The sequence below is a fragment of the Rhodococcus sp. BH5 genome (assembly GCF_027583855.1).
GTDB lineage: Bacteria > Actinomycetota > Actinomycetes > Mycobacteriales > Mycobacteriaceae > Rhodococcus_F > Rhodococcus_F qingshengii.
In genome coordinates this window covers 493460-518994 of record NZ_JAJHVW010000003.1, presented here as the reverse complement: position 1 = coordinate 518994, position 25535 = coordinate 493460, and the positions used below count along the sequence as shown (strand labels likewise).

Below are 25535 nucleotides of genomic sequence, written 5' to 3'. Positions count from 1 at the left end.
CGCCCGATTTCCGGTTCTCAGGCCTGATCGTCGAAGAGACCGAGTTGGGTGGGCGCTGCATCCTTGGCGGGCAGTACGACGACGCGCAGTCCGCGCCTGAGGTTGCGGATCGCGTGCGTCCACGCGCGCTTTTCGCCCGCACACAGGTCGGTGTCGTCGTCCTTGCGGCGGATGGACTCGGTCAACGCCTCGTGCCAGGCAGTCTCCTGCTCCTGGCTGATCCGCAGGTAGTCGAGAATGGTGTCGCGGTCGTGCTCACAGATCACGGCAACCTCTTCGGCGCTGAGCTCGCCCGTTCCGTCTGCGTCGAGTTCGAGGAGCGCCATGAGAGCCGGCGGAAATTCGTGGCACTCGTGTGACTCGTATTCGGCACCGGGATCTTCGTGCTCGGAGGCCATGCCGTCGTTGAAGGCGGTGTCTCCGGTTGCGCGGATGGGTTGCCCGCCCAGTTCTTCGGCGAGTTCGTCGGATGCTTCGGCCAGTTCGGCGAACGAGCGCAGAGCCCGCAGCAGGTGCTCGGCGACGAAGGGTGCGCCGTCCACGCGGACCACGCCCAGCACACTCTGCTCGACGAGAATGAGCTTGATGGTCGGCCATTGCCGATTGAGCTGAGCAAGAATTACAGCAGCGTTCTCGAGGTTCTCCACCGAATGCACGACCCGCGAGAACACCTCTACGTACTCGTCGTCCTCGAGGACACGAACATAGGTGACCTGCTCACCGCGGACCAGCGGGATATCGCCGTCGTCGTCACGCTTGGGCGGATGACCGAGAAGGCGCTCGACGGCCCCGTCGACCAGGATCCGCAGCATGTCGCCCGAACCCGAGGGAGCGTGAGACGGCGTCGTGGCGAACGCCGGCGTCGACTCGCGCCCACTGGTGCTGGCACGCAGGAACGACGGGTGCGCAATGCTCCACATTTCGCGGAATACGCGCAACACCTTTGTCACCAGTTCCTCGGGACGAGCGCGGTCGACGTCGATGTAGAAGGACATGGACCCATTGCCCTCGGGTTCGTGCTCGCACAGATCGGGAGCGTTGAACCCCATGTCGAGCAGCGCTGAATGGTCTTCCGGTTCGAGCATCCGCAGTGGATGCAGAAACCTGTTGGAAGGAACTTCACAGCGCACGGAGGTCTGGTTCCACGCGAAGAACTGGATGCACGCGGGTGCGTCGGCCAGTTCGTCCATGCTGTCGTAATGCGACTCCACCACGAGGGTGTCGTCGTCCTCCATCACGGAGATGTAGCGAGCGAGATGAGTCTCGAAAGTAGTCCAGGCACTCAGGATTTCCAGATCGAAAGTATTGTCCGACATCGTCGCTCCTCTGGTCCGGGGGCGCATGGGGCCCTACCGACGACTCGCCGAAACCCCTGCTTTTCAAACCCCGCCTACGACGTTAGTCGTGGGGTCCGACAGTGACAGTGTTCGTAGGATCCGAGTGACCGTGTTTCAGTCAGGGGATTATCTTCCGAGCCTGCAGATTGGCGAAGATGTCGAGGAACATCGCTTCGGTGTCGACGTGGCGGTGAAATCCGAACCGCCGAGCTTTCGATCCGTCAGCGAAAAAGTCGTAGTCCCATCCGAATACGAAGTCACCGAACCCCCAGGACGAGACATCGGAATACGGGGTCCGAGCAAGTTGGTGTTCCTCGACGAGTTCATCCCACACCGACTCCTTGTCCGCCATTGCGACATCGAGGGACATCGGGAGCGGAGGTGCGACGTCCATGTCGAAGAAGGCTGCGATCTTCGGCCACATCTCCTGCCAGCGGAACAGGTCGCCGTTGTTGATGTTGAACGCCTGATTTGCGCACTCGGGGTTGGTCGCGGCCCAGACCGTCGCTTCGGCCAGGAGTCCGGCGTCGGTCATCTCGATCAAGCTGGTGTACGCGCCGGGTTTGCCGGGGAATCGGAGTGGGACACCCAGTTTCTTCGAGATGGTCGCGTAGACGGCGATGACCATCGCGAGGTTCATCGGGTTACCCAGTGCGAATCCGGAGACGACCGAGGGTCTGATCGCCGACCATGTCCACGACTTGCCGAGCTGCCGACGTTCGAGGAACTGCTGTTGGTCGACGTTGAACTCGGGTGGCATGTGCGGTGGATCGCTCTCGCGGGCCGGAGTTTTGAACGGTCCGAGGTGTGCCCCGTAAACCTTGTAGCCCTGCATCAGGCTGACGTGCTCGAGTCCGCCCGCAACGGGCTCGATGGCGTCGAGAGTGTTGACCAGCATCGCCAAGTTGGGCGGAACCAGCTCGGCCCATGTCGGGCGGTCTTGATAGGCGGCGTAGAAGACGTGAGTGACGTCGCCCAGTCCGCTCAGTGCCGCTGCAGTCCGGTAAGGATCGAGCAGGTCGACTGCGATGTGTTCGACCCGGTCGGTGTCCGTACCGCCTCGCCGCGAGAGTCCGATGATCTTCCATTCTCCGGTCGACTCGAGGTGATCGATCAAGTTCCCACCGATCACGCCTCGGGCTCCGACCACGAGTGCCACTTTGTCGTGCTGCACCATTTCAGCCTCCCATTGGTATATCGCGATGTTGCGATATAGGGAGTGAACCACACATATCGGCATTTCGCGATCTAGCGGTATGCTCACGAACATGGAAGACGCAACAACCGAGTGGGAAACGGCGTTCAAGGCGCTGGCCAACCCGATGCGTGTGCAAATCCTGCAGTGGTTGAAAGACCCCGGGAGCTTTCCCCCTCAGCTCGAGCCTGCTGAGGAGGTCGGAGTGTGCCTCAAGCACATTCAAGCGAGGGCGAAGGTGTCGCAATCGACGGCGTCTCAGTACATGGCCGCACTCCAGGCCGCGGATCTGGTGACCACCACACGAATCGGTCAGTGGCGGCATTACAAGCGAAACGAGCAACAGATCGAGAAGCTTGCAGCATTCATCAGGCAGGGTTTGTAGGTACCAGCACCTGACCGATCCCTCCGGGGCCGCCAACGTTGTGGCAAAACCTCACATCGCCGGCGCCGTCGGTATGTGCATTGTGGTCGTTTCTCGGGTTGCTCGTTGTCCTTACGCTCGGCAGAGGGTACTGGCAAGGAGAGGCGTGCGATGAGTCGTGAGAGCTGGGTGGGCCGTGATGCCCGATCCATCGCCGAGGCCGTGCGGTCGGGTCAGGCGTCGGCGCGGACCATCGTCGAAGACCACCTCGCACGGGTCGACGAATGCAATGACGAACTCAACGCACTGGTCACCGTGTGCGCCGAGGAGGCTCGCACGGCCGCGGATGCCCTGGACGAACGACGCCTTCTCGGTGAGACACTCGGCCCCCTTGCCGGGGTTCCGTTCACGGTCAAGGACCTGATCGCCACTGCCGGCGTGCGCACCACTGCCGGTTCTCGCACTCTGGCGGACAACGTCCCGGCCGTCGACGCCCCGGCCGTCGCGGCATTCAAGGCTGCCGGTGCGATTCTGATCGGCAAGACCAACACCCCGGAATTCGGCGCGTGCGGCCTGACTCGAAACGAACTGTTCGGAACCACGGCCAGTCCGGTGCGACCGGACGGCGTCGTCCGGTCCCCCGGCGGGTCGAGTGGCGGCGAGTCCGCGTCGGTTGCTGCCGGAATGAGCGTGCTCGGACTCGGTACGGATTTTGGTGGCTCGGTGCGTTGGCCCGCCCACTGCACCGGCCTCACTTCGGTTCGCCCGACGCTCGGACGTGTCGATCCGGAAGGTCAGTATCCAGGCGTGCTTTCGGATGGACGGGTACTCGCCAACCCTGCGACGATGCACGGCACGATCCAGACCATCGGCCCACTGGCCCGCAACCTCGGTGATGCGGCGCTTGCGTTGCGCGTCCTGTCGATGCCGCATTTCTCGTGGAGCGAGCCTGATTCGGTCGACGTCGATGACCTCGACATCCGCTGGGCCACCGGCGAGGGAACGATTCCCGTCGACGAAGAAATCCGGTCAGCGGTTCGGACGGTGGCGATCAGCCTGGACGCGAGCGAGTACGACGGTCTGGCTCTGCCGCGGGCCAACGCGCTTTTCGGCGCGTTGCGATCGGTCGAGACCCACGCGGACATCCACTCTCTCGCCGCAGGTTCAGCGCACTCTTTCGACGCGGACATCACCGCCATGCTTGCGGCAGGCCGTGATCGCAGTTCCGCCGAGGTGGAAGCGCTGTGGGCGGATCGTGCGATGTTGATCGCCGAATTCCTCGACGAGATGGGCGACGTCCTGATTCTGCCGGTTGCGTCGGTGCTCGCTCCGCCGCTCGGTGTGGAGAGCTTCGAGGTGGGCGGTCGCAAACTCACGTGGATGGACGCGCTCGCGAGTTGCCGGGCGATCAGTGTGCTCGGCCTTCCGTCGGTCGTGGTTCCGGTAGGACTCTCCCGCAACGGTTTACCGGTCGGAGTGCAAGTGGTGGCCCGGCCGTTCCACGAGCATGTTGCGCTGTCCGTGGCGGCGCGAATCACGTCGAATGCGCAAGCTCTAGTCTGACTTCCATCTTTCGGTTTCGGCTGCGAAACGTGTTGCGTACGAGTCGGCCAGGTCGTGAAGCGTGGTGACGCAGTCGCCGTAGTACGTCGGTGCATGCATGGTAGCCAGAATCCGCGGCTCGAGGTCGGCCAGGGCGCGGATCGTGGGTTCGAGATCCGGGGTGAGGCAGGTGGCGTGGCCCAAGTCCTCGGCTTCCAAAGCGGGACCGACGATTTCGTGCTCGGTGGTCGCGGGGTGGTGCCCGAACGCGGTGAAGAGGTCTCCGCAGAACAGCGTCGACGTCGTCTCCTCGAACATCAGGCCCGCGTCCCAACCGTGTGGGACGTGTGGGGTGTCGATGTGCCGGACTCGGCGGCTGCCGGTTTCGAGTACGTCGCCGTCCTGCAAGGGAAGTGGCGCCCGATCGGCCAGATCGTTGACCTGGACGAAGCACCCCATCGCACCGTGTGCAACTTGCGCTTCGGGGGCCGCCGCAAGCCAGGAGTTCATGGACCCGCATTCGTCGGCCTCGACGTGACCGAACGTGATCCATTTCAGACGGTCGATGTCGATCAGCGTGGAGAGTGCGTCGGAAGCCGAGGTGAACAACGCTCGCTGCCCGGTGTGGAAGAGCAAGGGTTCCTCGCCGTCGACGAGAAACTGGTTCATCGTGAGGTTCGCTTCGTCCACGAAGGTCGACAGTCGGTAGATGTCCGGCGCGATTTCGGTGATCGTGGTGGTCATCGCGGTGCTCCGATCAGGCCTGTTGTACATGTCGAGCTGTCTTCTCCAGCCTTCTCGCCGCCCCGCGCATGCACAAGGTTCTGGACGTGCTTACGGCTCTGCAATAGTGGAGGACGTGTTCGTACTGCTGCTGACAGGCCCGCCGGGCGCGGGGAAGAGTTCCGTGCTGACCGCGCTTCACGATCGACTCGGCGAGGCCGGGGTGAGCAACGCGATGATCGAGGTGGACGAACTCGAGCGATGCTACCCGCCGCTGGGAACCGAGCGGGCAATCTCACACGTCGGGATGCTGTCCGCGTCGTACCGGGACGCGGGGTACGAACTCCTGTTCCTCACGGCGACCGTCGAAGACGACGACTACGGGCGCGCCCTGCTGGCCGCGACCGGCGCCGAGGGGCACCTGCTGGCACGCCTCGAGGCCGATCCGGATACGTTGCGTACCAGAATTATCGAACGTGAACCGGCCGGCTGGGCCGGGTTGGACGAGTTGGTGGAGGCGTCACAACTGCTGGCCGATTCGATGCCGACGCTCAGTGGAGTCGACGTGGTTCTGAGCACCGAAGGCCGCGATCCCGAAAGTGTTGCCGACGATCTGGAAGCGGCTCTGCGAGAACACAGTCCGTCGCTTCTAGCCGTCGGTGTTCAGAGCGGTGACCACTGAAGCGAACATCGTCGACTTGATTGCCCCCAGTGTGCCCGCATTCTTCGGGCCGATCGGTGCAACCATTTCGATGGCCTTGGCGGTCAAAGCGTCGACGGATGCGGTGAAGTCCACCAAACCGGCTGCGAATGCGTCACTTCCGCCGTATCGCCGCCCCGTGGTCATGGCGACGATTGCCGACGCCGGGCTGAGTTTGGCCTGGATGAGAGCTGCCATTCCTTCGGTGAAGGGGATGTTGATGTCCACCTCCGGGAAGCAGTAGTAGCCGCGATCATCGCGCATGACGCGGTAATCGTGCGCGATGCCGAGCATGGCGCCGGCTCCGAAGGCGTGGCCGTTGATCGCCGCGACGGTGGGCATCGGGAACGTCAGCATCCGAGCGAACAGCGACTGCACCTGCTGCACATACCACTTCGCCTTGTCGCCGTTCGCGCCCAGCCAGTCGAGGTCGAGTCCGTTGGAGTAGAACTTGCCCGTCGCCGTGGTGACCAGGGCATGTGCGCTTTCGCTCAAAGCCTGGTCGAGTAGCTTGTCGACGGAATCGAGCCACTCCGGCGAGAATCGATTCTCGTCCTCGCCGAGATCGAGAACGGCGATCTTGTCTTCGAAGCGCAGAGTTGCGGTCATGATTGGCCTTTCCTGTTGCGTGGCTTGGGCAGTGGTGGGTCGAGATGCAGAACCGCTCGAACGGCGGCATCCAACCGCGCGCGTGCTGCGGCGTCGGGGACTCGCCAACCGTCGGCGCGTTTGGCGGGATGGATGAGCAGTCCGGTAGGCAGGCCGACAACACAGGCCTCGATTGCCTCGACGGCTCTGCCGTCCTTGCGGCCCCAGAGCGCGGTCGACAACCGGATGAACAACTCGACCAGAGACCGGTCGAGTTGTGTGAGTTGCTCGGCGATGTCGGCAGGGACGTCGGTGCCGAGCAGTTCGTCGCGCTGGATCGTCAACAGCAGCAACGCGGATTGTGGGTAGTCGAGCGCGAAGACAGCCGGAACTTCGGCGGCCGCGACGACGGCGGAAACCGCCGAAGTCGGCGACGGGTCCGCGAGAGCGTCGTCCACTCTCGATTGTTGAAGCGCGAGAAATCGTCGCGCAGCACGCAGCCACGCGCTACCGACCAGTCCACTGCGAGAGCCGAATGCGTGATAGATCGCCCCGTTGGATACACCGGTGGCGTCGGAGACTGCCCGGACCGTGACAGCGCTCGGCCCGGCAGTGGCGGCAAGTTTTTCGGCAGCGTCGAGCAGGGTGTCGAGGTCGTGGACGCGTGGCCGAGGCATGAACGCACAGTAACAGAGCGTCTGCTCTGTTACTAGTGTGCGGTCAGATCACCGAATTTGCGCGAAGATCCTCGATCTCCTCCGGGCGCAGGCCGAAGTCGGTGAGTACGTCGTCGGCGTCACCGCCGAGAGTCATGGGTGGCGCATTCCTGACGGGAAGGGTCTTGCCGTCCACCCAGAACGGTCCGCGGACAACGGGAATCGACGTTCCGTCGGCGCTCTGGGTCTGCTCGACCATCTGCAATGCCTCGACCTGAGGGTCGGAGAACACCTGATCGATCGAATGGATGGGGCCGCAGGGAATTCCGGCACCGCGGATCTCGGAGATCCATTGCGCCGCGCCCTTCGTGGTCAGTAGGTCCTCGAGTTCTTTGGTCAGTTGGTCTCGGTGCGCCAAACGTTCTTTACCCGTCGCATATTCGGTACGGAAGGCGAGCTCGGGGTCGCCGAGTACCGAGCACAGTGCGATCCAGTGCTTGTCCGAGCCGGTGGCAATGTTGATCGGGAAGTCGGCAGTGTCGAAAGCGCCGTACGGCGTGATCGTCGGGTGCGTATTGCCGTTCGGCGTCGAAACCCGCCCGGTGCTCAGGTAGTCCTGCGCCTGGAAGGTCATGATCGAGATCGCGGATTCCAGCAACGAGGTCTGCACGCGGTGCCCACGACCGTCGCGTCCGCGCGAAGCCAGTGCCGCCGTGATTCCCAGTGCCGCGTAGATGCCCGAGACCGTGTCGATGATGGGGATACCGACCCGCATCGGGGTCTGTTCCCCGGCACCGGTGACCGACATCAGCCCGGACATGCCCTGGGCCACCTGATCGAGTCCGGGCGCGAACTGGTCAGGGCCCACCGGGCCGAAACCACTGATGCTCATCACGACGAGCCCTGGATTCTCCTGCTCGAGCGAGTCGGGATCGAGCCCCATGTCGGCCAGTACTCCCGGACGGAAGTTCTCGACCAGCACATCTGCGTCGAGGGCCAGGCTGCGAAGCAGTTTCCGCCCGCGGTCACTGCGCATGTCGATGGCGATCGACCGTTTGCCGCGGTTCACGGAAGCGAAGTAGAGGCTTCGATCGCCGTCGAACGGCGGCCACTGACGCGAACTGTCGCCGGAGCCACGGGTTTCGACCTTGACCACGTCGGCGCCGAAGTCCGAGAGCAGCGACGTGCACAGAGGCCCCGCGAGAGCACGGGTGAGGTCGAGAACTTTGATACCGCTGAGCAATTGGTCCATGGGAGAAACCTCGGTTCTGTGGTGTGCAACGTCGCCCACTCGATCCGTCGCACCATCTGCGTGAATTGCCGCTGCAGTGATCGTCGGAGAGGGGAAGAATGAAGGTCAGGCCTGCTTTCGGCTGGGCTCGGTGACAACACTGGTCGAGAGCGCACGGTGATGCGACGGCGACATTGCACAACTGCAGGGCCCGGATTTAGGCGCATTGTGTGACAGGCAGGATTGCGGTGGGCCGATACCGTGAACTCTCTACGGACGGCGATGCAAGCGGGAGGCGAGGCGATGCGCGACATTTCCACTCAGCTGGCGCAGTGGCACGCCCGCGGCGAGGATTTTGCACTGGCGACGGTTGTCCGTACCTGGCGATCCTCACCGCGCATGCCCGGTGCTTCGATGGCCGTCTCACGCTCCGGCGAGGTGGTCGGCAGCGTCTCGGGCGGGTGTATCGAGAGTGCACTGTACGAGATCGCCCAGGAGGTTCTCGCCGACGGCACCAGTCGCGTCGAGGTCTTCAGCGTCTCCGACGACGACGCCATCGGAGTAGGGCTGACCTGCGGCGGAACCATCGAAGTGTTCGTCCAGGCCGTCGGAGCCGATTTCGCCGAGTTCGGTCAGGTTTGTGAACGGATCGAGGCCGATACGCCCGTCGTCGTGGTCACCGAAGTGCGTCCGGGAGCACCGGCACGGCACCTCGTCGTCGAGCACGGCCGACGCAGCGGAGATCTGGATGCCACGGAGGACGAGGTGTCCATCCTGCTGCGCACGATGGACACCGGTGAGTCCGTCGCTTTTGTCGCGCCGGCGGGAACTCTCATCGATTCGCAGCACGACCTGCTGGTCGAGATCTTCGCGCCACTACCGCGGATGTACGTGTTCGGGGCCATCGACTTCGCGGCCTCGATGTGTACGTTGGGCGCCTTTGCGGGTTATCGCGTGACCGTCGTGGACGCACGGCCGGTCTTCGCGACACGGGCGCGCTTCCCCGACGCCCACGATCTGGTCGTCATGTGGCCACACAAGTTCCTCGAAACCGCACCGATCGACAACAAAACCGTCCTGGCCGTGCTCACGCACGACGAGAAGTTCGACATCCCCCTGCTCGAGATCGCGCTGCGTTCGCCGGCTGCGTACGTCGGCGCGATGGGAAGTCGTGCGACGCATGAGCGTCGGGTGGCGCTGTTGAAGGAGCGAGGCGTCACCGACGCCGAGTTGGGGCGTCTGCACTCACCGATCGGGTTGGATCTCGGCGCGAGGACACCGGAGGAGACTGCAGTGTCGATCCTCGCCGAGATGACCAAGACCCTGCGCAATGCCTCCGGTTTGGAACTGCGGGATCTGCAGGGGCCGATCCACCCGCCACCTCAGGAGAATCCGACCGCCCTGCATCGAACGGCCTGAGTCGACTGCGCTGAATTCGGACATCTTGTGTTCGGTGGGGATAGGATCGTTTCTTTCGTGAACCATCTTCCGTGATCCGAATGAAATCGAGGTGCCTGCCAAGTGGCAAACCCGGCCGTACCGGCATCCGAGGTGAATGCTGTTCTCTCCGAACTTCTTCGAACCCAGCTCCTTCCTGGTGTTCGAAAGGTCGCCGGCGGCTGCGAAGACCCGACGGTAGCCCGGGTGGGATTCATGGCGGTTCCGGACATCGGACCGTGGCTGCGGCACGGACAGTTGCTGATCACCACGCCGGAAACCCTCGCCAGGGTCACCGAAACCTTCAAAGCATTTGTCGGACGGTTGTCGACGCGAGGTGTTGCGGCACTTGCCGTCCAATTCGGCGCAGACGGGGACACTCTCGCGCCGGAGCTGGTCGACGCGGCCGAAAGCGCCGGCTTCCCGCTCCTGGTTTTTCACGGTGCGTGTGATCACCCTGCGGCGAGAGACCGTGAGCAGACGGAGTCGGCCCAGATCGACGCCATGTTCGGGGCCGAGCGCTTGCGACGGCTGCTGGTCGACGTCGTGATGGGCGGCGGCGGCCTCCCGCAATTGACCGAAGTCATCGCTCGGGAGATGAAGGGCGCTGCCCTGATCACCACCTCGGACGGACGCGAGATCTGCCGCGCCGGGGACGCCGCGGAGCGCAAGCATCTGTCTGCCTGTCCCGCCGTCGATTCCACCGGTCGTCTGCGGACCGACACCGTCGAGGGCGGATTGGGTCTGCACGAGTTCGACGGTCAATTCATCGCGGTGTCCGCGATTTCCGCCAATCACATCGACCACGGGCGTCTCGCGTTGTTCACCGGTGAGCGCGTGATGACGAGTTACGACCAGTACCTGGTCGAGCGGGCCGCGTCGGTGTGTGCGTTGGTCATCACCCGCGAACAAGCCGTGGCGTCGGTGGAGGAACGCCATCGCGCCAACTTCGTTCACGACCTGCTCCTCGGTCGGGCCGGGGACCACGATCACGTTGTCTCCCATGCCAAGACATTCGGTTGGGACTTCGACCGCCCGCTGGTGATCGTCTCGATCGAGCCGGACCCGATCGACGAACCGGCCTCTGCGGCGCCCGCTCGGCTGCCCGTCGTCGATCGCCAGGCGATGGCGTTCTCCGGCGCGATCGCCCACCGCGATCCCGGTGCGGCGGTGACCGCGCTGACGGGCGAGACGGTGATCGTGATGGGCGTCGGCACCGACACGATGGCATTGGTGCGGGACCTCGTCACGGTCGTTCGCGGTGAAGGTGGCGGCGGGAGAAGGCCGTTCAGTGTCGGGGTGTCCCGGCCGACAGCGGCGATCGACGCCGTTCCGGCGCTCTACAGTCAGGCGCGCACCGCACTGACCGTCGGGCGACGGATCTCCGGTCCGTGGACGGTGACTCAGTTCGACGATCTGGGCGTGTACAGACTGCTCAGTCTGGTCGAGGACGAAAACGAGCTGGAGACGTTCGCGCGGGAGACACTGCGGGAACTGACGGAGGAAACTGCCGAAGCGCAGGACATGCGCAAGACATTGGAAGTCTTGCTCGCGACCAACATCAACATCGCCGAGACAGCGCGCAAGCTCCACTTCCATTACAACACACTGCGTTACAGGGTCGTTAAGCTGGAGAAAATGCTGGGACCCTTCACGGCGCAACCCGAGCTACGGCTGGATCTGTCTCTAGCACTGAAGATAACCGCGATGCGCGGCATCAATCACTAATATTGCCAATCCGAGTCCGTGGGTTCTGGCAGATTGTCATCACGTCGATACCCCTGCGCTGTAATAGCGTTTCACTCCAGTCACGGTGTTTTGTGAGCTGGAGCACACTCAGCGTTCGGACACCTTCCTCTGCACGAAAGGTCCCATCATGCCGATTTGGACGTTGCACGGAGATGGAAAGAACATCAAACCGGGTGAAGTGGTCGCTCCCGGCGAGCGGCTCAGCTGGGGAAGAACCATCGGGCTGGGCAGCCAGCACGTGGTGTCGATGTTCGGCGCGACGTTCGTCTTCCCGATCATCATGGGGCTCAATCCTCAACTTGCCGTGATGATGTCGGGTTTCTGTACGCTCTTCTTCCTGCTGGTGGTCAAGGGACGCATCCCCAGCTACCTCGGTACGTCGGCGGCCTTTGTCGGTGGTATCGCCGCCATTCGTGCCCAGGGCGGAACATCCGCAGAGGTGACCGGCGCGATCCTGGTGTCCGGACTGGTCCTGGCAGCCATCGGTATCGCGATCCACTTCCTCGGTGGCCGGGTCGTATTCAAGGTTCTTCCCCCGGTGGTGACCGGCGCAGTGGTGATGCTGATCGGATTCAACCTGGCACCCGTCGTCGCGGGGCTGTACTGGCCACAGGACCAGTGGGTGGCTCTGATCGTCATGGTGGCCCTGATCGTCATGAGTATCGCGCTACGCGGCTTCATGGCGCGCATCGCCATCTTCCTGGCGCTGATCTTCGGCTACGTCCTCTCCTGGATCCTCGACCGGGTCTCGGGGACGATCACCTCCTACGACGCAGGCACCGGTCAGATCACCGAGCACTTCCGCGTCAACTGGGATTCGGTGCAGTCGGCGTCGTGGTTCGGGCTTCCGCCGTTCTCGGACGAGGCCAACGGAATCGTCGGCATCCACGCTCCGTCGTTCAGCCTCACGTTCATCATCCTGGTCCTTCCGGGTGTCATCGCGTTGATCGCGGAGAACGCGGGCCACGTCAAGGCCGTGGCCGAGATGACCGGGGACGACCTCGACCCGTACATGGGACGTGCGCTCGCCGGTGACGGTTTCGCCACCGCTATCGCCAGCAGCGTCGGCGGTTCGCCCACCACGACGTACGCCGAGAACATCGGTGTCATGGCAGCGACCCGTGTGTACTCCACCGCCGCCTACGCGGTTGCCGGCATCGTCGCCATGATGCTCGGCTTCTCCCCCAAGTTCGGTGCCGTCATCTCGGCGACGCCCGGCGGTGTTCTCGGCGGAATCACCGTGGTGCTCTACGGCATGATCGGCCTTCTCGGCGCCAAGATCTGGAAGGAGAACGGCGTCGACTTCGGCAATCCGCTCAACCTGATGCCGATCGCGGCCGGTCTGATCATCGGTATCGGCGACACGGCCCTGAAGTTCAGTGACACGTTCTCGCTCAGCGGCATCGCGCTCGGCACCATCGTCGTGATCGGGATGTACCACCTGTGCCAGTTCATCGGTTCGAAGAACCCGGAACTGAATGCGAAGAATCCGGAACCGAACAAGCCGGATTCGAAGACTCCCGGCGGCGATCGGGAGGAACCCGCCAAGCAACTCACGTGACGCTTGGCTGAGTGTGCTCGATCGACGAAGGCCGGACATCCTCCGCGGAGGATGTCCGGCCTTTCCGGTGTTCTGGGTACTGATCGATCAGACGGAGGTACTGGCTTCGACCAGGCCGATACGGTCGATGCGTTCGGTGCGGGTGTTGAGCCGTTCAGTCGCATCGGTAGCACTGAGCACGCTCAGCTCGTAGTGCAGTACCGCTCCGACGCGAGTGCAGAAGGCGGCGGATTCGTCCGCGGCATCGGGAAATTCGGGGATGACCCGATCGACGATGCCGCCCGCGAGCAGATCGAAGGACCTGATCCCTTGACTGGCTGCCATGTCCGGCGCGTGCGTGACGTCGTGGAACATGATCGCGCTCGCACCTTCGGGAGGTAAGGGCGAGAGCCAACCGTGGCGGGCCGCCAGCACTCGATCGGCCGGAATCAGTGCCAGGGCGCCGCCGCCCGTGCCCTGCCCGAGCAGGAGGGAAATGGTGGGGACCTCGAGTGAAATCATGTCGGCTATGCACCGAGCGATCTCGCCCGCCAGTCCGCCTTCTTCGGCCTCCTTCGACAGTGCCGCGCCCGCTGTGTCGATGATCGTCACCAGCGGCAGGTCGAGTTCTGCGGCCAGCCGCATACCTCGCCGAGCCTCCCGCAGAGCGCCGGGGCCGAGTGGGGAGTGAGCAGTCTGTCCGCGCCGGTCCTGTCCGAGAAGGACGCAGGGCATGTCGCCGAAGCGAACGAGCGCGAGCATGATGCCGGGATCGTTCTCGCCTTGGCCGGTTCCGTTGAGCGGGAGCATGTCCGAGGCGGAATTGAGCAACACTTCCCGTATCCCCGGTCGGTCTTCGCGCCGGGATGCGACGACGGATTCCCACGCCGACGTATCGGGTGGGCAATCGTACGAGCACGGGTCACTGGGCAATAAGTACCCACGATGCGCCCCGGTGATGATGCGCAATGCGCGTTCGACGATTTCGGCGAGCTGGTCTGGCGGCCTCACTGCATCGATGAGTCCGTGCTCGTGAAGGTTCTCCGCTGTCTGGACACCGGCGGGGAAAGGTGAGTTGTACAAGGCCTCGAACACTCGAGGGCCGAGGAATCCGACGAGGGCCCCCGGTTCCGCGATCGTCACGTGACCGAGTGATCCCCAGGACGCGAATACGCCTCCGGTGGTGGGGTTTCGGAGATAGACGATGTAGGGCAGGTGCGCTTCTTTGTGCTTGATGAGCGCCGCGGTGATCTTGACCATCTGCAAAAACGCCGTCGTCCCCTCCTGCATACGCGTTCCCCCGGACGTGGGAAGCGCAAGAAGGGGCAGCTGCTCTTGGGTGGCTCGACGGATGGCGACGACGAGGCGTTCTCCCGCCGCCACGCCGATCGAACCACCGAGAAAACCGAACTCGCAGACGATGATTGCCACACGGCGGCCTCGGACGGAGGCGCTTCCGGTCAGGACGGACTCGTCGAGTCCGGTCTTCTCCTGGGCCCGCAGAAGTGCTTCGGCGTAATCGGAGTCGGTCGCGACGGGAATCGGAGGGGTATCCCACGACTCCCAGGTGCCGGCATCGATCACCAGGTCGAGCAAGTCGCGAGCCGTCAGGCGGTTCATCGGGTGAATCCTTGTATCCACGACATGATTTCGTCAGTGTCTTCACCGAGAACCGGAGGTGCAGTGTGGCGGGTCTCCGTCACTTCGGTTCCGTCCGGATCGAAAAATCGTAGCGGTGGACCGGGCAGTGTGATGTTTCCGAGCGTGCTGTGGTCGACGTCGACGAGCAATCCCTGTGATCGGGTCTGCTCCCATTCGTACACTTCGGAGATCGTCCGAACCCGTCCTGCCGGTACTCCGATGCGGTCGAGTTCGGTCAGAAGCTCGTCACGCGAGTACGGCTTGAAGGTACGTTCGATCAATTCGACGACCTGGAAATGATTTTCGACGCGTTCGGCGTTTGTTGCCATACCCGGGGCGTCAGGGTCGAGGTCGAATCCTTCGCAGAATCTTCTCCACAGGCTTTCGCTGCCGACCGAGATCTGCACTGCGCCATCGCCGGTACGAAAGAGCCCGTACGGTGCGATGGAGGGATGGTGGTTGCCCTGCGCTGTGCCTACCTCGCCGGCGACGGTCCACTTCGTTCCTTGAAACGCGTGAACACCGACCACGCTGGCCAAGAGCGACGTTCGGACAACGCGGCCTTTCCCCGTCTGTTCGCGTTCCTTCAAAGCCGCGACGACACCGAACGCCCCGTACATTCCGGCGAGAAGATCGGCGATCGGAACTCCGACTCGTTGAACGTCGTCCGGACTCGAGCCGGTCAGCGACATGAGTCCGGCTTCCCCCTGGGCGATCTGGTCGTAGCCGGCGCGACCGCCTTCCGGGCCGTCGTGGCCGAAACCGCTGATGGACAGAACGATCAGTCGAGGATTGAGTTCGGCCAACCGCTCGGTCGAGAATCCGAGTCGATCGAGAACTCCGGTGCGGAAGTTCTCCATGAGAACATCGGCGCGGCAGACGAGATCTTCGAGGGTCGCGCGCCCACTGTCGGATTTCAGATCGAGCGTGATCGACTTCTTGTTCCGGTTCGTGGACAGAAAATACGTCGATTCCCGTTGTGTGTTCGGTGGTTCCAACGTGGGCTCCACAAAAGGCGGCCCCCACCCACGGGTGTCGTCGCCGCCGTGAGGTGATTCGACCTTGATCACGTCGGCACCCAGATCGCCGAGCATCATTGCCGCGTGAGGACCCGCGAGTGCGCGCGTGAGGTCGACGACTATCACGTCGTGTAACGGACCACTACGAGCACTTGTGTTGTGAGGCTTCGAAGTCGAGTTCATGTCGCACCGCCGTGTTCTGGTGTAATTGGCTGAGCCAGTTGGTGGTTGAGGCCTCCGTAGTTCGGTCGACTCCGGTCCGCTGGACCGAGAAACCGGCCAGGGCCACTGAAGGAGGTATGTGCGGCCCGTCTTTCGAACCGTAAGCGGGCACCGGTGAACGGCACATGGGTAACCTTGCCGACGACGGGTGTCAGTGGTGGGTAAGAAGTGACGAACGCTCACCGGGCGGCGCGATTGCGGTTGTATCGAACCGTTATCGGGACGTTCTGTCAGCTCATATCGTGCGAAGTCATGACATTTCGTGCATTTTCATGACCTGCAGGGCGAGTGAGACGTTCAATCGAAGGACGGGGTCGTCGGTGAACGATCCGACGACGCTCTCCAGCTTTCCGATTCTGTAACGCAAAGTGTTGTAGTGCATGTGCAGCGCCCGGGAGGCCTCGGCGACATTGCAATTGCAGTCGAGCAGGGTCTGGAGTGTCAGACGCAGGTCAGCGGCTTCGGCGTTGTCCGCCGACAAGGACTTCAGAACGTCATCGGTGAACGAACGCAGTTCGCTCTTGTCCGTCTGGAGCGAGAGGAGTCGGTGTACACCGAGTTCGTCGAAGTGTGCGATCTGCCCCGGCCCGTTGATACGTCGGCCGACGACCACGGCTGTACAGGCTTGGTCGTAGGCCGCGGGTAGATCGGCCAGGGAGTAGATCACCCGGCTCACTCCCGTGCTGAAGGATCGGCGGCCGCTGGTGCGATCGCCGGCAACCTTGCGCACCAACCCTTCGATGTCCCGAACCGCACGGTCGGTGCTGGTCGGGAAAAGCGTGACCACCTCGTGTCGAAACCCGACGGACGGCGCCGTCCGCTCGTGTGTTCGTACCACTTGTTGCCAGCCGTCGCTGAGTCGATCTTGGTCCGTGCGAGTGGAATTCGCGTGCTGGGATTCCGGGTGATCGACGTCGAGTTCTGCAACCACAACGGCAAGTGGACGAGTGACATCCCACCCCAACTGGGTGAAGTGCGCGCTCACTTCCGCCGGCGAGCCGGCTTCGCCTATCAGTGCGTCGCGGAGGAAGTCGCCGCGGAACTTGGATTCCACTGCCGCAACTGCCAGCTGTTTGGTGACGGCCAGCGCGGCAACGGTGGCCGCTCGCTCCAGCGCTTGAACGACAACTGCGCCGAGTTCGTGGGTGCCGGCGTACGCCACCATTCGGCCGTGGTCGGTGCCGCCGGCCACCACCCGGGTGAGCGCCAACTGACCAGGAAATCCTTTGGGCGCGTTCTGTAAACCGACAGCGACCCGTTCGGTCAGGAACCGACCGGTGCTTTCGAACAACGGAAGCGCGTTCAGCGCGGCTGAATCTCCGGCCTCCGTCAACACTCTTCCGTCCGGCGAGCAGATGAGAACGCTGACGTCGAAAAGCGCGGCGAATTCTGCGGCAATCTGAGGTAGATCGCCACCTTCCAAGACGATCGACGTCAACGAGCGGTGAAGTCGATCGGCAATGTCGAGTGCCGCGGACTGCTTCGCCACCAACTTGGTGAAGACCTCCGAGATCACCTCGTCGAATCCCGCGGTGACGGGAAGAACCAACAGCGGAAGCCCTCGCTGCTCTGCCATGTGCAGCATCGCCTCGGGCAGCTCGTCGAGATAACGGCCCGTTTTCACGGCAAGTGCCGCGACTCCTCGACGTGCAAGACCGTCGACGAGGTCACTGAGATCTGTGTCGTCGAGAAGCTCGCCGGTTCGCCCGTAGCGCAGCGGGAACCCGGTTGTCACCAACAACTCGTTCGGCTTCACCCAAGCGAGGATGTCCGGTACTTCCATCACGTTCACCGATTGAACGAGGTGGCGCAAGCCCCCGTGCCCGGCAAGGACTTCGGCTCCACGCAGACTGGGCAGCTCGAGGACATCCCGAACTGTGAGTCTGTAGTCGCCACCTTCTGGCAAATGTTGAAGCTCTTCGCTCGAATATTTGGCAGATCTATCCATGTCGCGAGACTACGCTCGATCACGCGACGAACATTGTCAACAGTTGACGAAAATAGCCTCTCGGAATGAGCGGTTCTCCGTATGTCTGCCAACTACCGCGGCCCGAATTGGCGATCGCCCGCGTCTCCGAGTCCAGGTATCAGGAAAGCATTTTCGTTCAGGCCGTCGTCGATGCTCGCTGTGAGGAGCCGGACCGGATGTCCGGAGTTCTTCAGTGCTTCGATCCCTTCCGGAGCCACGACGACACATATTGCAGTCACATCGGTGGCTCCGCGTGCAATGAGCAGATCGATTGTGCGGACGATGGATCCACCGGTCGCCAACATCGGATCGAGGACGTAGACGGGGGTGCTCGACAGATCAGCAGGCAGGGACTCCAGATACGGAACCGGCTGGTGTGTCTTCTCGTCTCGTGCCATTCCCACGAAACCGACGCCTGCCTGCGGAATGAGGGCACTCGCCTGTTCGACCATGCCGAGGCCCGCTCGCAAGACCGGGACCAGGAGCGGTGGATTCGCCAGCCGCACCCCCAGCGTCGGAGCAACTGGCGTCTCGATGTCGAACTGTTCCAGTTCTGCGCCGCGCATGGCCTCGTAGACCAACATATGGGTCAGTCTGCGCAAGGCGGACCGGAACGTTGCGTTGTCGCTGCGAGCGTCGCGCATGGTCGTGAGCAGCGATGCCGCCAGCGGATGGTCGACAACAGTGGTGTCCATGGTCGAATCGTAAGTGAGAACCGATGGGGCGGCGCGCAACCGGTGATTCGGAGTCGAAATAACCAATCGCGGTTTTCGTTTGGGCAAGTATTGACGATGCCGATGGGTTCGAGTCGTCATAGCGTGGTCGACACGGCAGTTCCGAACCGCTCGGCTGGACTGGGCGCCCGGAGCTGTCAAGGCCCAATTTTGCCTCCACGATTCCCTATACAAGGAGATGCCAATGCCCGAAGCAATCGAGGTCCGTAAGGTTCCGCTACACAGCGTCTCCGACGCCAGTGAGCTCGCCAATCTGATCGACGACGGTGTCCTCGAGGCCGACCGCGTCATTGCAGTCATCGGCAAAACCGAGGGTAACGGCGGCGTCAACGACTACACGCGCATCATCGCGGACCGAGCGTTCCGAGAGGTTCTCTCCGCCAAGGGTAATCGCAGCCCCGAAGAAGTGGCGGAGGTGCCGATCGTCTGGTCCGGCGGCACGGACGGCGTGATCAGCCCGCACGCGACGATCTTCGCGACCGTGCCGGCAGACAAGGTCACCAAGACCGACGAGCCGCGACTGACCGTGGGTGTCGCCATGAGTGAGCAACTGCTGCCCGAAGACATCGGCCGTACGGCCATGATCACCAAAGTTGCTGCGGCAGTGAAAGACGCGATGGCCAATGCCGGCATCACCGATCCCGCCGACGTGCACTACGTACAGACCAAGACTCCGTTGCTGACAATTCACACCATCCGTGACGCCAAGAGCCGCGGCAAGACTGTGTGGACCGAACAGACTCATGAGTCGATGGACCTGTCCAACGGCGGAACGGCTCTGGGGATCGCGGTTGCGCTCGGCGAAATCGACATGCCGACCGACGAGGATGTCATGCACAGCCGCGAACTCTTCTCCTCTGTCGCATCCTGCTCGTCCGGCGTCGAGTTGGACCGCGCGCAGATCGTCGTCGTCGGTAACGCACGTGGCGTCGGCGGACGCTACCGGATCGGCCACAGCGTGATGAAGGATCCGCTCGACCAGGACGGCATCTGGGCGGCGATCCGTGACGCCGGACTCGAACTTCCGGAGCGGCCGCACTCGAGCGACCTGGACGGTCAACTCGTCAACGTGTTCTTGAAGTGCGAGGCCAGTCAGGACGGAACGGTCCGTGGCCGTCGTAATGCGATGCTCGACGACTCCGACGTGCACTGGCACCGCCAGATCAAGTCGTGTGTCGGCGGAGTCACGGCAGCTGTCACCGGCGATCCGGCAGTGTTCGTCTCGGTATCGGCAGCGCACCAGGGTCCCGAGGGCGGCGGCCCAGTCGCTGCCATCGTCGATCTCGGTCAGTAATAGGCAAGAACCTCGCTGGAAACCTCGACAGTCGCGCCGCCACCGGCAATTCGTCCTCGAATCAGTTGCCGGTGGCGGCGAGTCCGCCGCGGCGTACCCCACTTCACTGCTTGAAAGGATTCACGATGGTTCATGCTGCTGACCCTGTCGACGAGAGCGTTTCCGGTGCGCCCGAGAATCGCGAACTCGTCATGGCCGATGCGGTCACGCTCAGTGGTCTGATACGCAGGCGTGAAGTGTCGTGTGTCGAGGTGATGGACAGCTTCCTCGATCAGATCGAATTACATAACCCGGCGGTGAACGCGATTGTCGCATTGCGGGATCGGGAAGCGTTGACGGCGGAGGCGCGCGAGCGTGATTCGCAGTTGGCGAGTGGGGAGTATCTCGGTTGGATGCACGGGTTTCCGCATGCGGTGAAGGATCTTTCGGCGGCCAAGGGTCTGCCGTTCACGTCCGGGTCGCCGATGTTCGCGGACCGAATCGCCGAAGATGACGAACTGTTCGTCAAGCGGATCAGGTCTGCCGGTGCCATCGTGATCGGCAAGACGAACACACCGGAGTTCGGGCTCGGATCCCAGACGTACAACCCGGTGTGGGGTACGACGGTGTCGCCGTACGACAATTCGCGCACTGCCGGCGGTAGCAGCGGTGGCGCCGCAGCGTCGTTGGCGCTCCGCATGTTGCCGGTGGCTGACGGAAGCGATTACATGGGTTCGCTCCGAAACCCGTCGGCATTCAACAACGTTGTTGGGTTTCGACCATCCTGGGGTCGGATACCGGAGACGGGATTCATCGCTCAGGGCGCCGTTGTGGGCCCGATGGGCCGAACCGTCACCGACGTGGCTCACCTGCTTTCCACGATGGCGGGGCCGGATGCTTATGCACCGTTGGGGATTCGTGAGGATCCCGCGGTATTCACCGAAAGCCTCGCACGTGATCTGAAGGGCTCTCGGATCGCATGGGTCGGTGACTGGAACGGTTACCTGGCAACCGAACCTGGAGTTCTCGAGTTGTGCGAATCCTCGTTCGAGGTCTTCGAACAGTTGGGGTGCCGCGTCGAGGCGGCGCTTCCCGACTTCAAACCCGAGGACATCTGGCAACTGTTCTTGCGGTGGCGTTGGTGGGCACAGCTCGGCTTGATCGATCAGTACAACGATCCGAGCTTGCGCGAGTTGATGAAGCCCGAACTGTTGTGGGAACTCGAGCACGCGGTCACACTGTCGGCTCTCGACGTGACCAAGGCCGCGGAGGCCCGCAACGGCTGGCTGTCGGCCATTACCAAGATGTTCGAAACCTACGACTACATTCTTGCGCCCAGTGCCCAGGTGTTTCCTTTCGACAAGAACACTCACTGGCCCGAGACCGTCGACGGCCGATCGATGGACACGTATCACCGGTGGATGGAGACGGTTGTTCCCTGGACGATGGCCGGGGTTCCGGTTGCGGGGATGCCGGTCGGCTTCGACGATCGTTCGCTTCCCATGGGTATCCAGATCATCGGTCGGCACGGAGCCGACTTGGACGTACTCCAACTCGCCTACGCATTCGAGCAGGCAACCCAGTGGGTCGAGCGGGTTCTTCCGCCCGCACTCCGCGTGAACTGACCGATCTATTTCGAACGTATCCAGTTGGGAGAGAAAGACGATGGCTTCGGCATTGTGGCACGGGTTCGCGGACATGGGCGCTGTGGAGAAGAACGGCGCGTTTGTCGTCTCTCGCGGTGAGGGCGCGTACATCTGGGACCGCGAGGGCACTCGGTATCTGGATGCGACGGCGGGCCTGTGGTTCACCAATGTCGGGCACGGGCGCACGGAGATCGCGGATGCGGTGGCGGCTCAGTTGTCGAAGATCGCTCATTTCTCCAACTTCGGTGATTTTGTTCCCGAGACCACGCAGGTGTTGGCCGAGCGGTTGGCGACGATCGCGCCGGTTGCCGGGAGCAAGATCTTCTTCACCTCGGGTGGTTCGGATTCGGTGGACACTGCGGCGAAGCTGGCTCGCCGGTACTGGCACGAGGTGGGGCAGCCGGAGAAGACGATCATCGTCGGTCGTCAGAAGGCGTATCACGGAATGCACGTTGCGGGAACAGCTCTGGCGGGTATTCCGGTGAACCGTGAGGGGTACGGCGAGCTGATGGCGGATGCGGCCACGGTCGGCTGGGATGATGCGAAGAGTCTGCTCGAGTTGATCGAGCGGGTCGGTGCGAACAAGATCGCTGCGTTCTTCGCGGAGCCGATCATCGGTGCGGGTGGGGTGTATCTGCCGCCGGAGGGGTATCTGGCGGAGGTGCGTGACATCTGCCGTGAGCACGACATTCTGTTTGTCGTCGACGAGGTCGTGACCGGTTTCGGCCGGATCGGTGGTGAGTGGTTCGCGTCCACTCGTTTCGATTTGCAGCCCGACATGATGACCACGGCAAAGGGTTTGACGTCGGGTTACGTTCCGATGGGTGCGGTGTTCATCGCGCCGCGGGTGGCGGAGCCGTTCTATGCGGGTTCGTGGTGGCGTCATGGTTACACGTACGGCGGTCATGCCGGTGCTGCTGCTGCGGCGATGGCGAACCTCGACATTCTCGAGCGTGAGAATCTGCTCGCGGAGTCGAAGCGTCTGGAGGCATCGTTGCATACGCATCTGCAACCGCTGGCCGAGCATCCGCGGGTGGCGGAGGTTCGCAGTGGGCTCGGTGCGGTCGCTGCGGTGCAGTTGGCCGATCCGGCGGAGGCTTTGCCGTTCGTGAAGACGCTTCGTGAGCACGGTATTTCGGGTCGCGCGGCGGGTCAGGGTGCGATGCAGATTTCGCCGACGTTTGTCATGACCGACGATCAGGTCGCGGAGATGGCAGCGGGAATCCTCGCAGCCCTCGGCTAGGACTGTCGTTTTCCGTTGACAGACATCGTGTTACGGAATCATTAAGCCGAAGAAAATGTTTGGGCCCTTCGTGGCGTGGTCCTCATTTCGGTCGAAACTGCCTCCAACACTGACGATGACCCCTGCCCGCATCATCTGCCACCATTGTTGCCAATCTCGGTGAGTGGGTTCTGGCAGATTGTCATCACGTCCAAATCTCGGTCCTGCATTAGCGTTTCACTCCAGACACGGTGTTTGTGAGCTGGGGCACAAAGCATTTCGAACACCTTCCTCCTTTGCGAAAGGTCTCGTCATGCCGATCTGGACGTTGCACGGAGACGGAAAGAACATCGGAGCCGGTGAAGTGGTCGCTCCCGGCGAGCGACTCAGTTGGGCGAGAACCATCGGGTTGGGCGGCCAGCATGTCGTGTCGATGTTCGGCGCGACGTTCGTCTTCCCGATCATCATGGGCCTCAATCCTCAACTTGCCGTGATGATGTCAGGCTTTTGTACGCTCTTCTTCCTGCTGGTGGTCAAGGGGCACGTCCCCAGCTACCTCGGAACATCCGCAGCTTTTGTCGGTGGCGTTGCCGCCATTCGTGCCCAAGGTGGAACGACGGCCGAAGTGACCGGTGCGATTCTGGTGTCGGGGTTGGTTCTGGGATTCGTCGGCATCGCCATCCACTTTCTCGGCGGTGGCGTCATCAGTAAAGCGCTACCGCCGGTGGTCACCGGCGCTGTGGTGATGTTGATCGGCTTCAACCTGGCGCCCGTTGTCGCGGGGTTGTACTGGCCGCAGGATCAGTGGGTGGCACTGATCGTGATGGTTGCACTGATCGTGATGAGCGTTGCGCTACGCGGCTTCCTGGGACGTATCGCCATTCTCGTCGCGCTGGTTTTCGGCTACATCTTCTCGTGGGTCCTCGACCGGCTCTCCGGTCCGATCACGTCCGCCAGTGGTAGCGGCGCACCCACCGAGCACTTTCGTGTCAACTGGGATTCGGTGCACTCGGCGTCCTGGTTCGGGTTGCCGCCGTTCTCGGACGAAGCCAACGGGATCGTCGGTATTCATGCTCCCTCGTTCAGCCTCACATTCATCGTTCTGGTGCTTCCCGGTGTCATCGCACTGGTCGCGGAAAACGCCGGACACGTCAAGGCGGTCGCCGAAATCACGGGCGACGATCTCGACCCGTACATCGGACGCGCCATTGCCGGTGACGGTTTTGCCACCGCCATCGCCAGCGCAGTAGGCGGCTCCCCTACGACGACTCATGCCGAGAACATCGGTGTCATGGCTGCCACGCGGGTGTACTCGACCGCCGCGTACGTGATTGCGGGTTTCATCGCGATCCTGCTCGGCTTCTCGCCTAAGTTCGGAGCAGTCATGGCGGCGACGCCCGGCGGCGTCCTGGGCGGAATTCTTGTGGTTCTGTTCGGCATGATCGGTCTGCTCGGCGCCAAGATCTGGAAAGAGAACGGCGTCGACTTCGGGAACCCGCTGAATCTGATGCCGATTGCCGCCGGTCTGATCATCGGTATCGGCGACACGGCGCTGAAGTTCAGTGACACGTTCTCGCTCGGAGGTATCGCGCTCGGCACCATCGTCTTGATCGTGATGTACCACCTCTGCCGGCTCGTAGGGTCCTGGAACCCTGAACTGAACAGGCCGAAGTCCGGCAGGCGGCCGGGCGCAACGCCGGGGGCGAATGCGTCAGATGACGAACGCGAAGAGCCCGTGGCGCAGCTCACGTGATGCCAAGTTGAATGTATGCCAGGTATGACCCGTGACCGTTGTCACATCTGCACAAAACGTGAAGTGACTCATAGAGGCAGGATTGAGTAATGAAACCGTCGCCGCTGACTTATCACCGACCGTCCTCGGTCGAGGACGCGTGCCGAATCCTCTCCGAGGTCTCTCACGAGGGGAAGGTGCTCGCCGGTGGGCAATCGCTTGTGCCGCTGCTGTCCATGCGCCTCGCCGCGCCCGCCCACATCGTCGACATCGGATCGATCCCGAACCTCGCTTCGGTGACCTCGTCCGAAGACGAAGGAGTGCGGTTCCAGGCCCTGGCCACGCACTCGGTGCTGGCGGCCGACGAAGGTGCTCGTCGAGTCCAGCCTCTGCTGAACCGTGCTCTGCAGTTGGTAGCGCACCCCACGATCCGTAACCGCGGGACGAGCGTCGGCTCCATCGTCCATGCCGATCCGTCGGCGGAGATGCCGGCAGTCCTGACGCTGCTCGGGGGCAGCGTGACCGTCCAGTCGGTGCGTGGCACCCGCGAGATCGCGTCGACGGATCTCTTCGCCGGCCCTCTCGAGTCGAGCCTGGAATCAGACGAGATCGCGGTGTCGGTGTCGGTGCCCGCCGCCGAACCCGGCGTGGGAACCGCCATCGACGAGATCGCGCGTCGTCACGGTGACTATGCACTGGTCGGCGTCGTCGCCCGGATTCGCGTGGTCGACGGTCTGGTGACCGAAGCGCACATGACGTACGTGTCCGCCGGAGAGCTGGGGCAGGTCGTGGACTACACGAACGTGCTGGCGGGGGCGTCCGCGACGGATCAGCGAGACCCGCGGTGGCGCACCCTCGGGGAATGCGCCCGCGCGCAGATAGATACCGAGGCAGACATTCACGGGACGGCGGCGTACCGCTCGCAGTTGGTGTCCGCGCTCACGGCGCGGGTCGGCTTCGCGGCGGCAACGGATGCTCTCAGTGAGAACGCAGTACTGGCAGGAAAGTGGTGACA

The 25535-nt window shown here is 62.9% G+C and carries 21 protein-coding genes; 11 read left to right on the top strand and 10 right to left on the bottom strand.

Features of this window, described 5'->3' with window-relative positions; all coding sequences use genetic code 11:
* Nucleotides 1-17 precede the first annotated feature (17 nt).
* Together RhoBH5_RS11445 and RhoBH5_RS11440 are read right to left on the bottom strand one after the other, a co-directional pair.
* On the bottom strand, nt 18-1316 hold the full coding sequence (locus tag RhoBH5_RS11445) for a T3SS (YopN, CesT) and YbjN peptide-binding chaperone 1 (RefSeq protein ID WP_003946055.1): 1299 nt from the start codon (nt 1314-1316) through the stop codon (nt 18-20).
* A gap of 139 nt (nt 1317-1455) precedes the next feature.
* Nucleotides 1456-2514 carry an SDR family oxidoreductase gene (locus tag RhoBH5_RS11440; RefSeq protein WP_042926153.1) on the bottom strand — a complete coding sequence of 353 codons (1059 nt, stop codon included), beginning with the start codon at nt 2512-2514 and terminating at the stop codon, nt 1456-1458.
* Nucleotides 2515-2605: 91 nt separating this feature from the next.
* On the opposite strand from RhoBH5_RS11440, the gene RhoBH5_RS11435 reads away from it, so the two are divergent.
* A complete protein-coding gene (locus tag RhoBH5_RS11435; protein ID WP_007735219.1) occupies nt 2606-2917 on the top strand; it encodes an ArsR/SmtB family transcription factor in 312 nt (103 codons plus the stop codon).
* 150 nt (nt 2918-3067) lie between these two features.
* Nucleotides 3068-4459 carry an amidase gene (locus tag RhoBH5_RS11430; protein WP_064075500.1) on the top strand — a complete coding sequence of 464 codons (1392 nt, stop codon included), beginning with the start codon at nt 3068-3070 and terminating at the stop codon, nt 4457-4459.
* On the opposite strand, the gene RhoBH5_RS11425 is transcribed toward RhoBH5_RS11430, so the two are convergent.
* Complete coding sequence (locus RhoBH5_RS11425) at nt 4451-5182, bottom strand: MBL fold metallo-hydrolase (RefSeq protein WP_003946042.1); 732 nt, start codon at nt 5180-5182, stop codon at nt 4451-4453. The genes RhoBH5_RS11430 and RhoBH5_RS11425 overlap by 9 nt on opposite strands.
* On the opposite strand from RhoBH5_RS11425, the gene RhoBH5_RS11420 reads away from it, so the two are divergent.
* On the top strand, nt 5148-5843 hold the full coding sequence (locus RhoBH5_RS11420; protein ID WP_231917423.1) for a hypothetical protein: 696 nt from the start codon (nt 5148-5150) through the stop codon (nt 5841-5843). The genes RhoBH5_RS11425 and RhoBH5_RS11420 overlap by 35 nt on opposite strands.
* Here the strand turns inward: RhoBH5_RS11420 and RhoBH5_RS11415 are convergent.
* From RhoBH5_RS11415 to RhoBH5_RS11405, 3 genes are read right to left on the bottom strand one after another with little or no spacing between them, the layout of a single operon-like run.
* A complete protein-coding gene (locus RhoBH5_RS11415) occupies nt 5811-6470 on the bottom strand; it encodes an enoyl-CoA hydratase-related protein (protein ID WP_007735215.1) in 660 nt (219 codons plus the stop codon). The two genes, RhoBH5_RS11420 and RhoBH5_RS11415, sit on opposite strands and share 33 nt — an antisense overlap.
* Entirely contained in the window at nt 6467-7126 is a 660-nt protein-coding gene (locus tag RhoBH5_RS11410) for a TetR/AcrR family transcriptional regulator (RefSeq protein ID WP_003946066.1), read from the bottom strand. The genes RhoBH5_RS11415 and RhoBH5_RS11410 overlap by 4 nt, the downstream gene beginning before the upstream one ends.
* A gap of 43 nt (nt 7127-7169) precedes the next feature.
* Nucleotides 7170-8357, bottom strand: a complete 1188-nt coding sequence (locus RhoBH5_RS11405; protein ID WP_003946016.1) for a CaiB/BaiF CoA transferase family protein — start codon at nt 8355-8357, stop codon at nt 7170-7172.
* A 282-nt stretch (nt 8358-8639) separates the two neighbouring features.
* Here RhoBH5_RS11405 and RhoBH5_RS11400 point away from each other — a divergent pair, with 282 nt between their 5' ends.
* From RhoBH5_RS11400 to RhoBH5_RS11390, 3 genes are all read left to right on the top strand, one after another.
* Nucleotides 8640-9755, top strand: coding sequence for an XdhC family protein (locus RhoBH5_RS11400; protein ID WP_020909752.1), 1116 nt, complete (start codon nt 8640-8642; stop codon nt 9753-9755).
* Nucleotides 9756-9857: 102 nt separating this feature from the next.
* Nucleotides 9858-11501, top strand: a complete 1644-nt coding sequence (locus RhoBH5_RS11395) for a PucR family transcriptional regulator (protein WP_007735212.1) — start codon at nt 9858-9860, stop codon at nt 11499-11501.
* A 148-nt stretch (nt 11502-11649) separates the two neighbouring features.
* Nucleotides 11650-13083 (top strand): uracil-xanthine permease family protein, encoded by a 1434-nt coding sequence (locus tag RhoBH5_RS11390; protein ID WP_003946008.1) that lies wholly within the window; start codon nt 11650-11652, stop codon nt 13081-13083.
* Between the two features lie 87 nt (nt 13084-13170).
* On the opposite strand, the gene RhoBH5_RS11385 is transcribed toward RhoBH5_RS11390, so the two are convergent.
* The 4 genes from RhoBH5_RS11385 to upp all read right to left on the bottom strand — a co-directional run bounded on the left by RhoBH5_RS11385 (nt 13171) and on the right by upp (nt 18608).
* Nucleotides 13171-14682, bottom strand: coding sequence for a carboxyl transferase domain-containing protein (locus RhoBH5_RS11385; RefSeq protein WP_007735211.1), 1512 nt, complete (start codon nt 14680-14682; stop codon nt 13171-13173).
* Nucleotides 14679-15905 carry a CaiB/BaiF CoA transferase family protein gene (locus RhoBH5_RS11380; RefSeq protein WP_270008294.1) on the bottom strand — a complete coding sequence of 409 codons (1227 nt, stop codon included), beginning with the start codon at nt 15903-15905 and terminating at the stop codon, nt 14679-14681. Before RhoBH5_RS11380 ends, RhoBH5_RS11385 begins: the two co-directional genes overlap by 4 nt.
* A gap of 289 nt (nt 15906-16194) precedes the next feature.
* Nucleotides 16195-17892 (bottom strand): PucR family transcriptional regulator, encoded by a 1698-nt coding sequence (locus RhoBH5_RS11375; protein WP_003946020.1) that lies wholly within the window; start codon nt 17890-17892, stop codon nt 16195-16197.
* 92 nt (nt 17893-17984) lie between these two features.
* Complete coding sequence (gene upp / locus RhoBH5_RS11370; protein ID WP_007735207.1) at nt 17985-18608, bottom strand: uracil phosphoribosyltransferase; 624 nt, start codon at nt 18606-18608, stop codon at nt 17985-17987.
* 223 nt (nt 18609-18831) lie between these two features.
* On the opposite strand from upp, the gene RhoBH5_RS11365 reads away from it, so the two are divergent.
* The 5 genes from RhoBH5_RS11365 (at nt 18832) to RhoBH5_RS11345 (ending at nt 25533) form a co-directional block, all read left to right on the top strand.
* On the top strand, nt 18832-19941 hold the full coding sequence (locus RhoBH5_RS11365) for a ring-opening amidohydrolase (protein WP_270008293.1): 1110 nt from the start codon (nt 18832-18834) through the stop codon (nt 19939-19941).
* Between the two features lie 125 nt (nt 19942-20066).
* Entirely contained in the window at nt 20067-21545 is a 1479-nt protein-coding gene (locus RhoBH5_RS11360) for an amidase (protein ID WP_007735205.1), read from the top strand.
* 40 nt (nt 21546-21585) lie between these two features.
* The gene (locus tag RhoBH5_RS11355; protein WP_083058496.1) at nt 21586-22809 is read left to right on the top strand and encodes an aminotransferase family protein; all 1224 of its coding nucleotides are present in this window, start codon (nt 21586-21588) and stop codon (nt 22807-22809) included.
* Nucleotides 22810-23101: 292 nt separating this feature from the next.
* Nucleotides 23102-24541 carry a uracil-xanthine permease family protein gene (locus RhoBH5_RS11350; protein ID WP_003945984.1) on the top strand — a complete coding sequence of 480 codons (1440 nt, stop codon included), beginning with the start codon at nt 23102-23104 and terminating at the stop codon, nt 24539-24541.
* 89 nt (nt 24542-24630) lie between these two features.
* Nucleotides 24631-25533, top strand: a complete 903-nt coding sequence (locus RhoBH5_RS11345) for an FAD binding domain-containing protein (RefSeq protein ID WP_007735487.1) — start codon at nt 24631-24633, stop codon at nt 25531-25533.
* Nucleotides 25534-25535 lie beyond the last annotated feature (2 nt).

Excerpts from the sequence above, each read along its gene's own strand:
- RhoBH5_RS11400 (WP_020909752.1), top strand. The coding sequence starts at position 8,640 with ATGCGCGACATTTCCACTCAGCTGGCGCAGTGGCACGCCCGCGGCGAG.
- RhoBH5_RS11360 (WP_007735205.1), top strand. The coding sequence starts at position 20,067 with ATGGTTCATGCTGCTGACCCTGTCGACGAGAGCGTTTCCGGTGCGCCC.
- RhoBH5_RS11390 (WP_003946008.1), top strand. The coding sequence starts at position 11,650 with ATGCCGATTTGGACGTTGCACGGAGATGGAAAGAACATCAAACCGGGT.
- RhoBH5_RS11445 (WP_003946055.1), bottom strand. The coding sequence starts at position 1,316 with ATGTCGGACAATACTTTCGATCTGGAAATCCTGAGTGCCTGGACTACT.
- RhoBH5_RS11345 (WP_007735487.1), top strand. The coding sequence starts at position 24,631 with ATGAAACCGTCGCCGCTGACTTATCACCGACCGTCCTCGGTCGAGGAC.
- RhoBH5_RS11410 (WP_003946066.1), bottom strand. The coding sequence starts at position 7,126 with ATGCCTCGGCCACGCGTCCACGACCTCGACACCCTGCTCGACGCTGCC.
- upp (WP_007735207.1), bottom strand. The coding sequence starts at position 18,608 with ATGGACACCACTGTTGTCGACCATCCGCTGGCGGCATCGCTGCTCACG.
- RhoBH5_RS11385 (WP_007735211.1), bottom strand. The coding sequence starts at position 14,682 with ATGAACCGCCTGACGGCTCGCGACTTGCTCGACCTGGTGATCGATGCC.
- RhoBH5_RS11420 (WP_231917423.1), top strand. The coding sequence starts at position 5,148 with ATGTCCGGCGCGATTTCGGTGATCGTGGTGGTCATCGCGGTGCTCCGA.
- RhoBH5_RS11435 (WP_007735219.1), top strand. The coding sequence starts at position 2,606 with ATGGAAGACGCAACAACCGAGTGGGAAACGGCGTTCAAGGCGCTGGCC.
- RhoBH5_RS11365 (WP_270008293.1), top strand. The coding sequence starts at position 18,832 with ATGCCCGAAGCAATCGAGGTCCGTAAGGTTCCGCTACACAGCGTCTCC.
- RhoBH5_RS11415 (WP_007735215.1), bottom strand. The coding sequence starts at position 6,470 with ATGACCGCAACTCTGCGCTTCGAAGACAAGATCGCCGTTCTCGATCTC.
- RhoBH5_RS11430 (WP_064075500.1), top strand. The coding sequence starts at position 3,068 with ATGAGTCGTGAGAGCTGGGTGGGCCGTGATGCCCGATCCATCGCCGAG.
- RhoBH5_RS11425 (WP_003946042.1), bottom strand. The coding sequence starts at position 5,182 with ATGACCACCACGATCACCGAAATCGCGCCGGACATCTACCGACTGTCG.
- RhoBH5_RS11355 (WP_083058496.1), top strand. The coding sequence starts at position 21,586 with ATGGCTTCGGCATTGTGGCACGGGTTCGCGGACATGGGCGCTGTGGAG.
- RhoBH5_RS11375 (WP_003946020.1), bottom strand. The coding sequence starts at position 17,892 with ATGGATAGATCTGCCAAATATTCGAGCGAAGAGCTTCAACATTTGCCA.
- RhoBH5_RS11380 (WP_270008294.1), bottom strand. The coding sequence starts at position 15,905 with ATGAACTCGACTTCGAAGCCTCACAACACAAGTGCTCGTAGTGGTCCG.
- RhoBH5_RS11405 (WP_003946016.1), bottom strand. The coding sequence starts at position 8,357 with ATGGACCAATTGCTCAGCGGTATCAAAGTTCTCGACCTCACCCGTGCT.
- RhoBH5_RS11350 (WP_003945984.1), top strand. The coding sequence starts at position 23,102 with ATGCCGATCTGGACGTTGCACGGAGACGGAAAGAACATCGGAGCCGGT.
- RhoBH5_RS11440 (WP_042926153.1), bottom strand. The coding sequence starts at position 2,514 with ATGGTGCAGCACGACAAAGTGGCACTCGTGGTCGGAGCCCGAGGCGTG.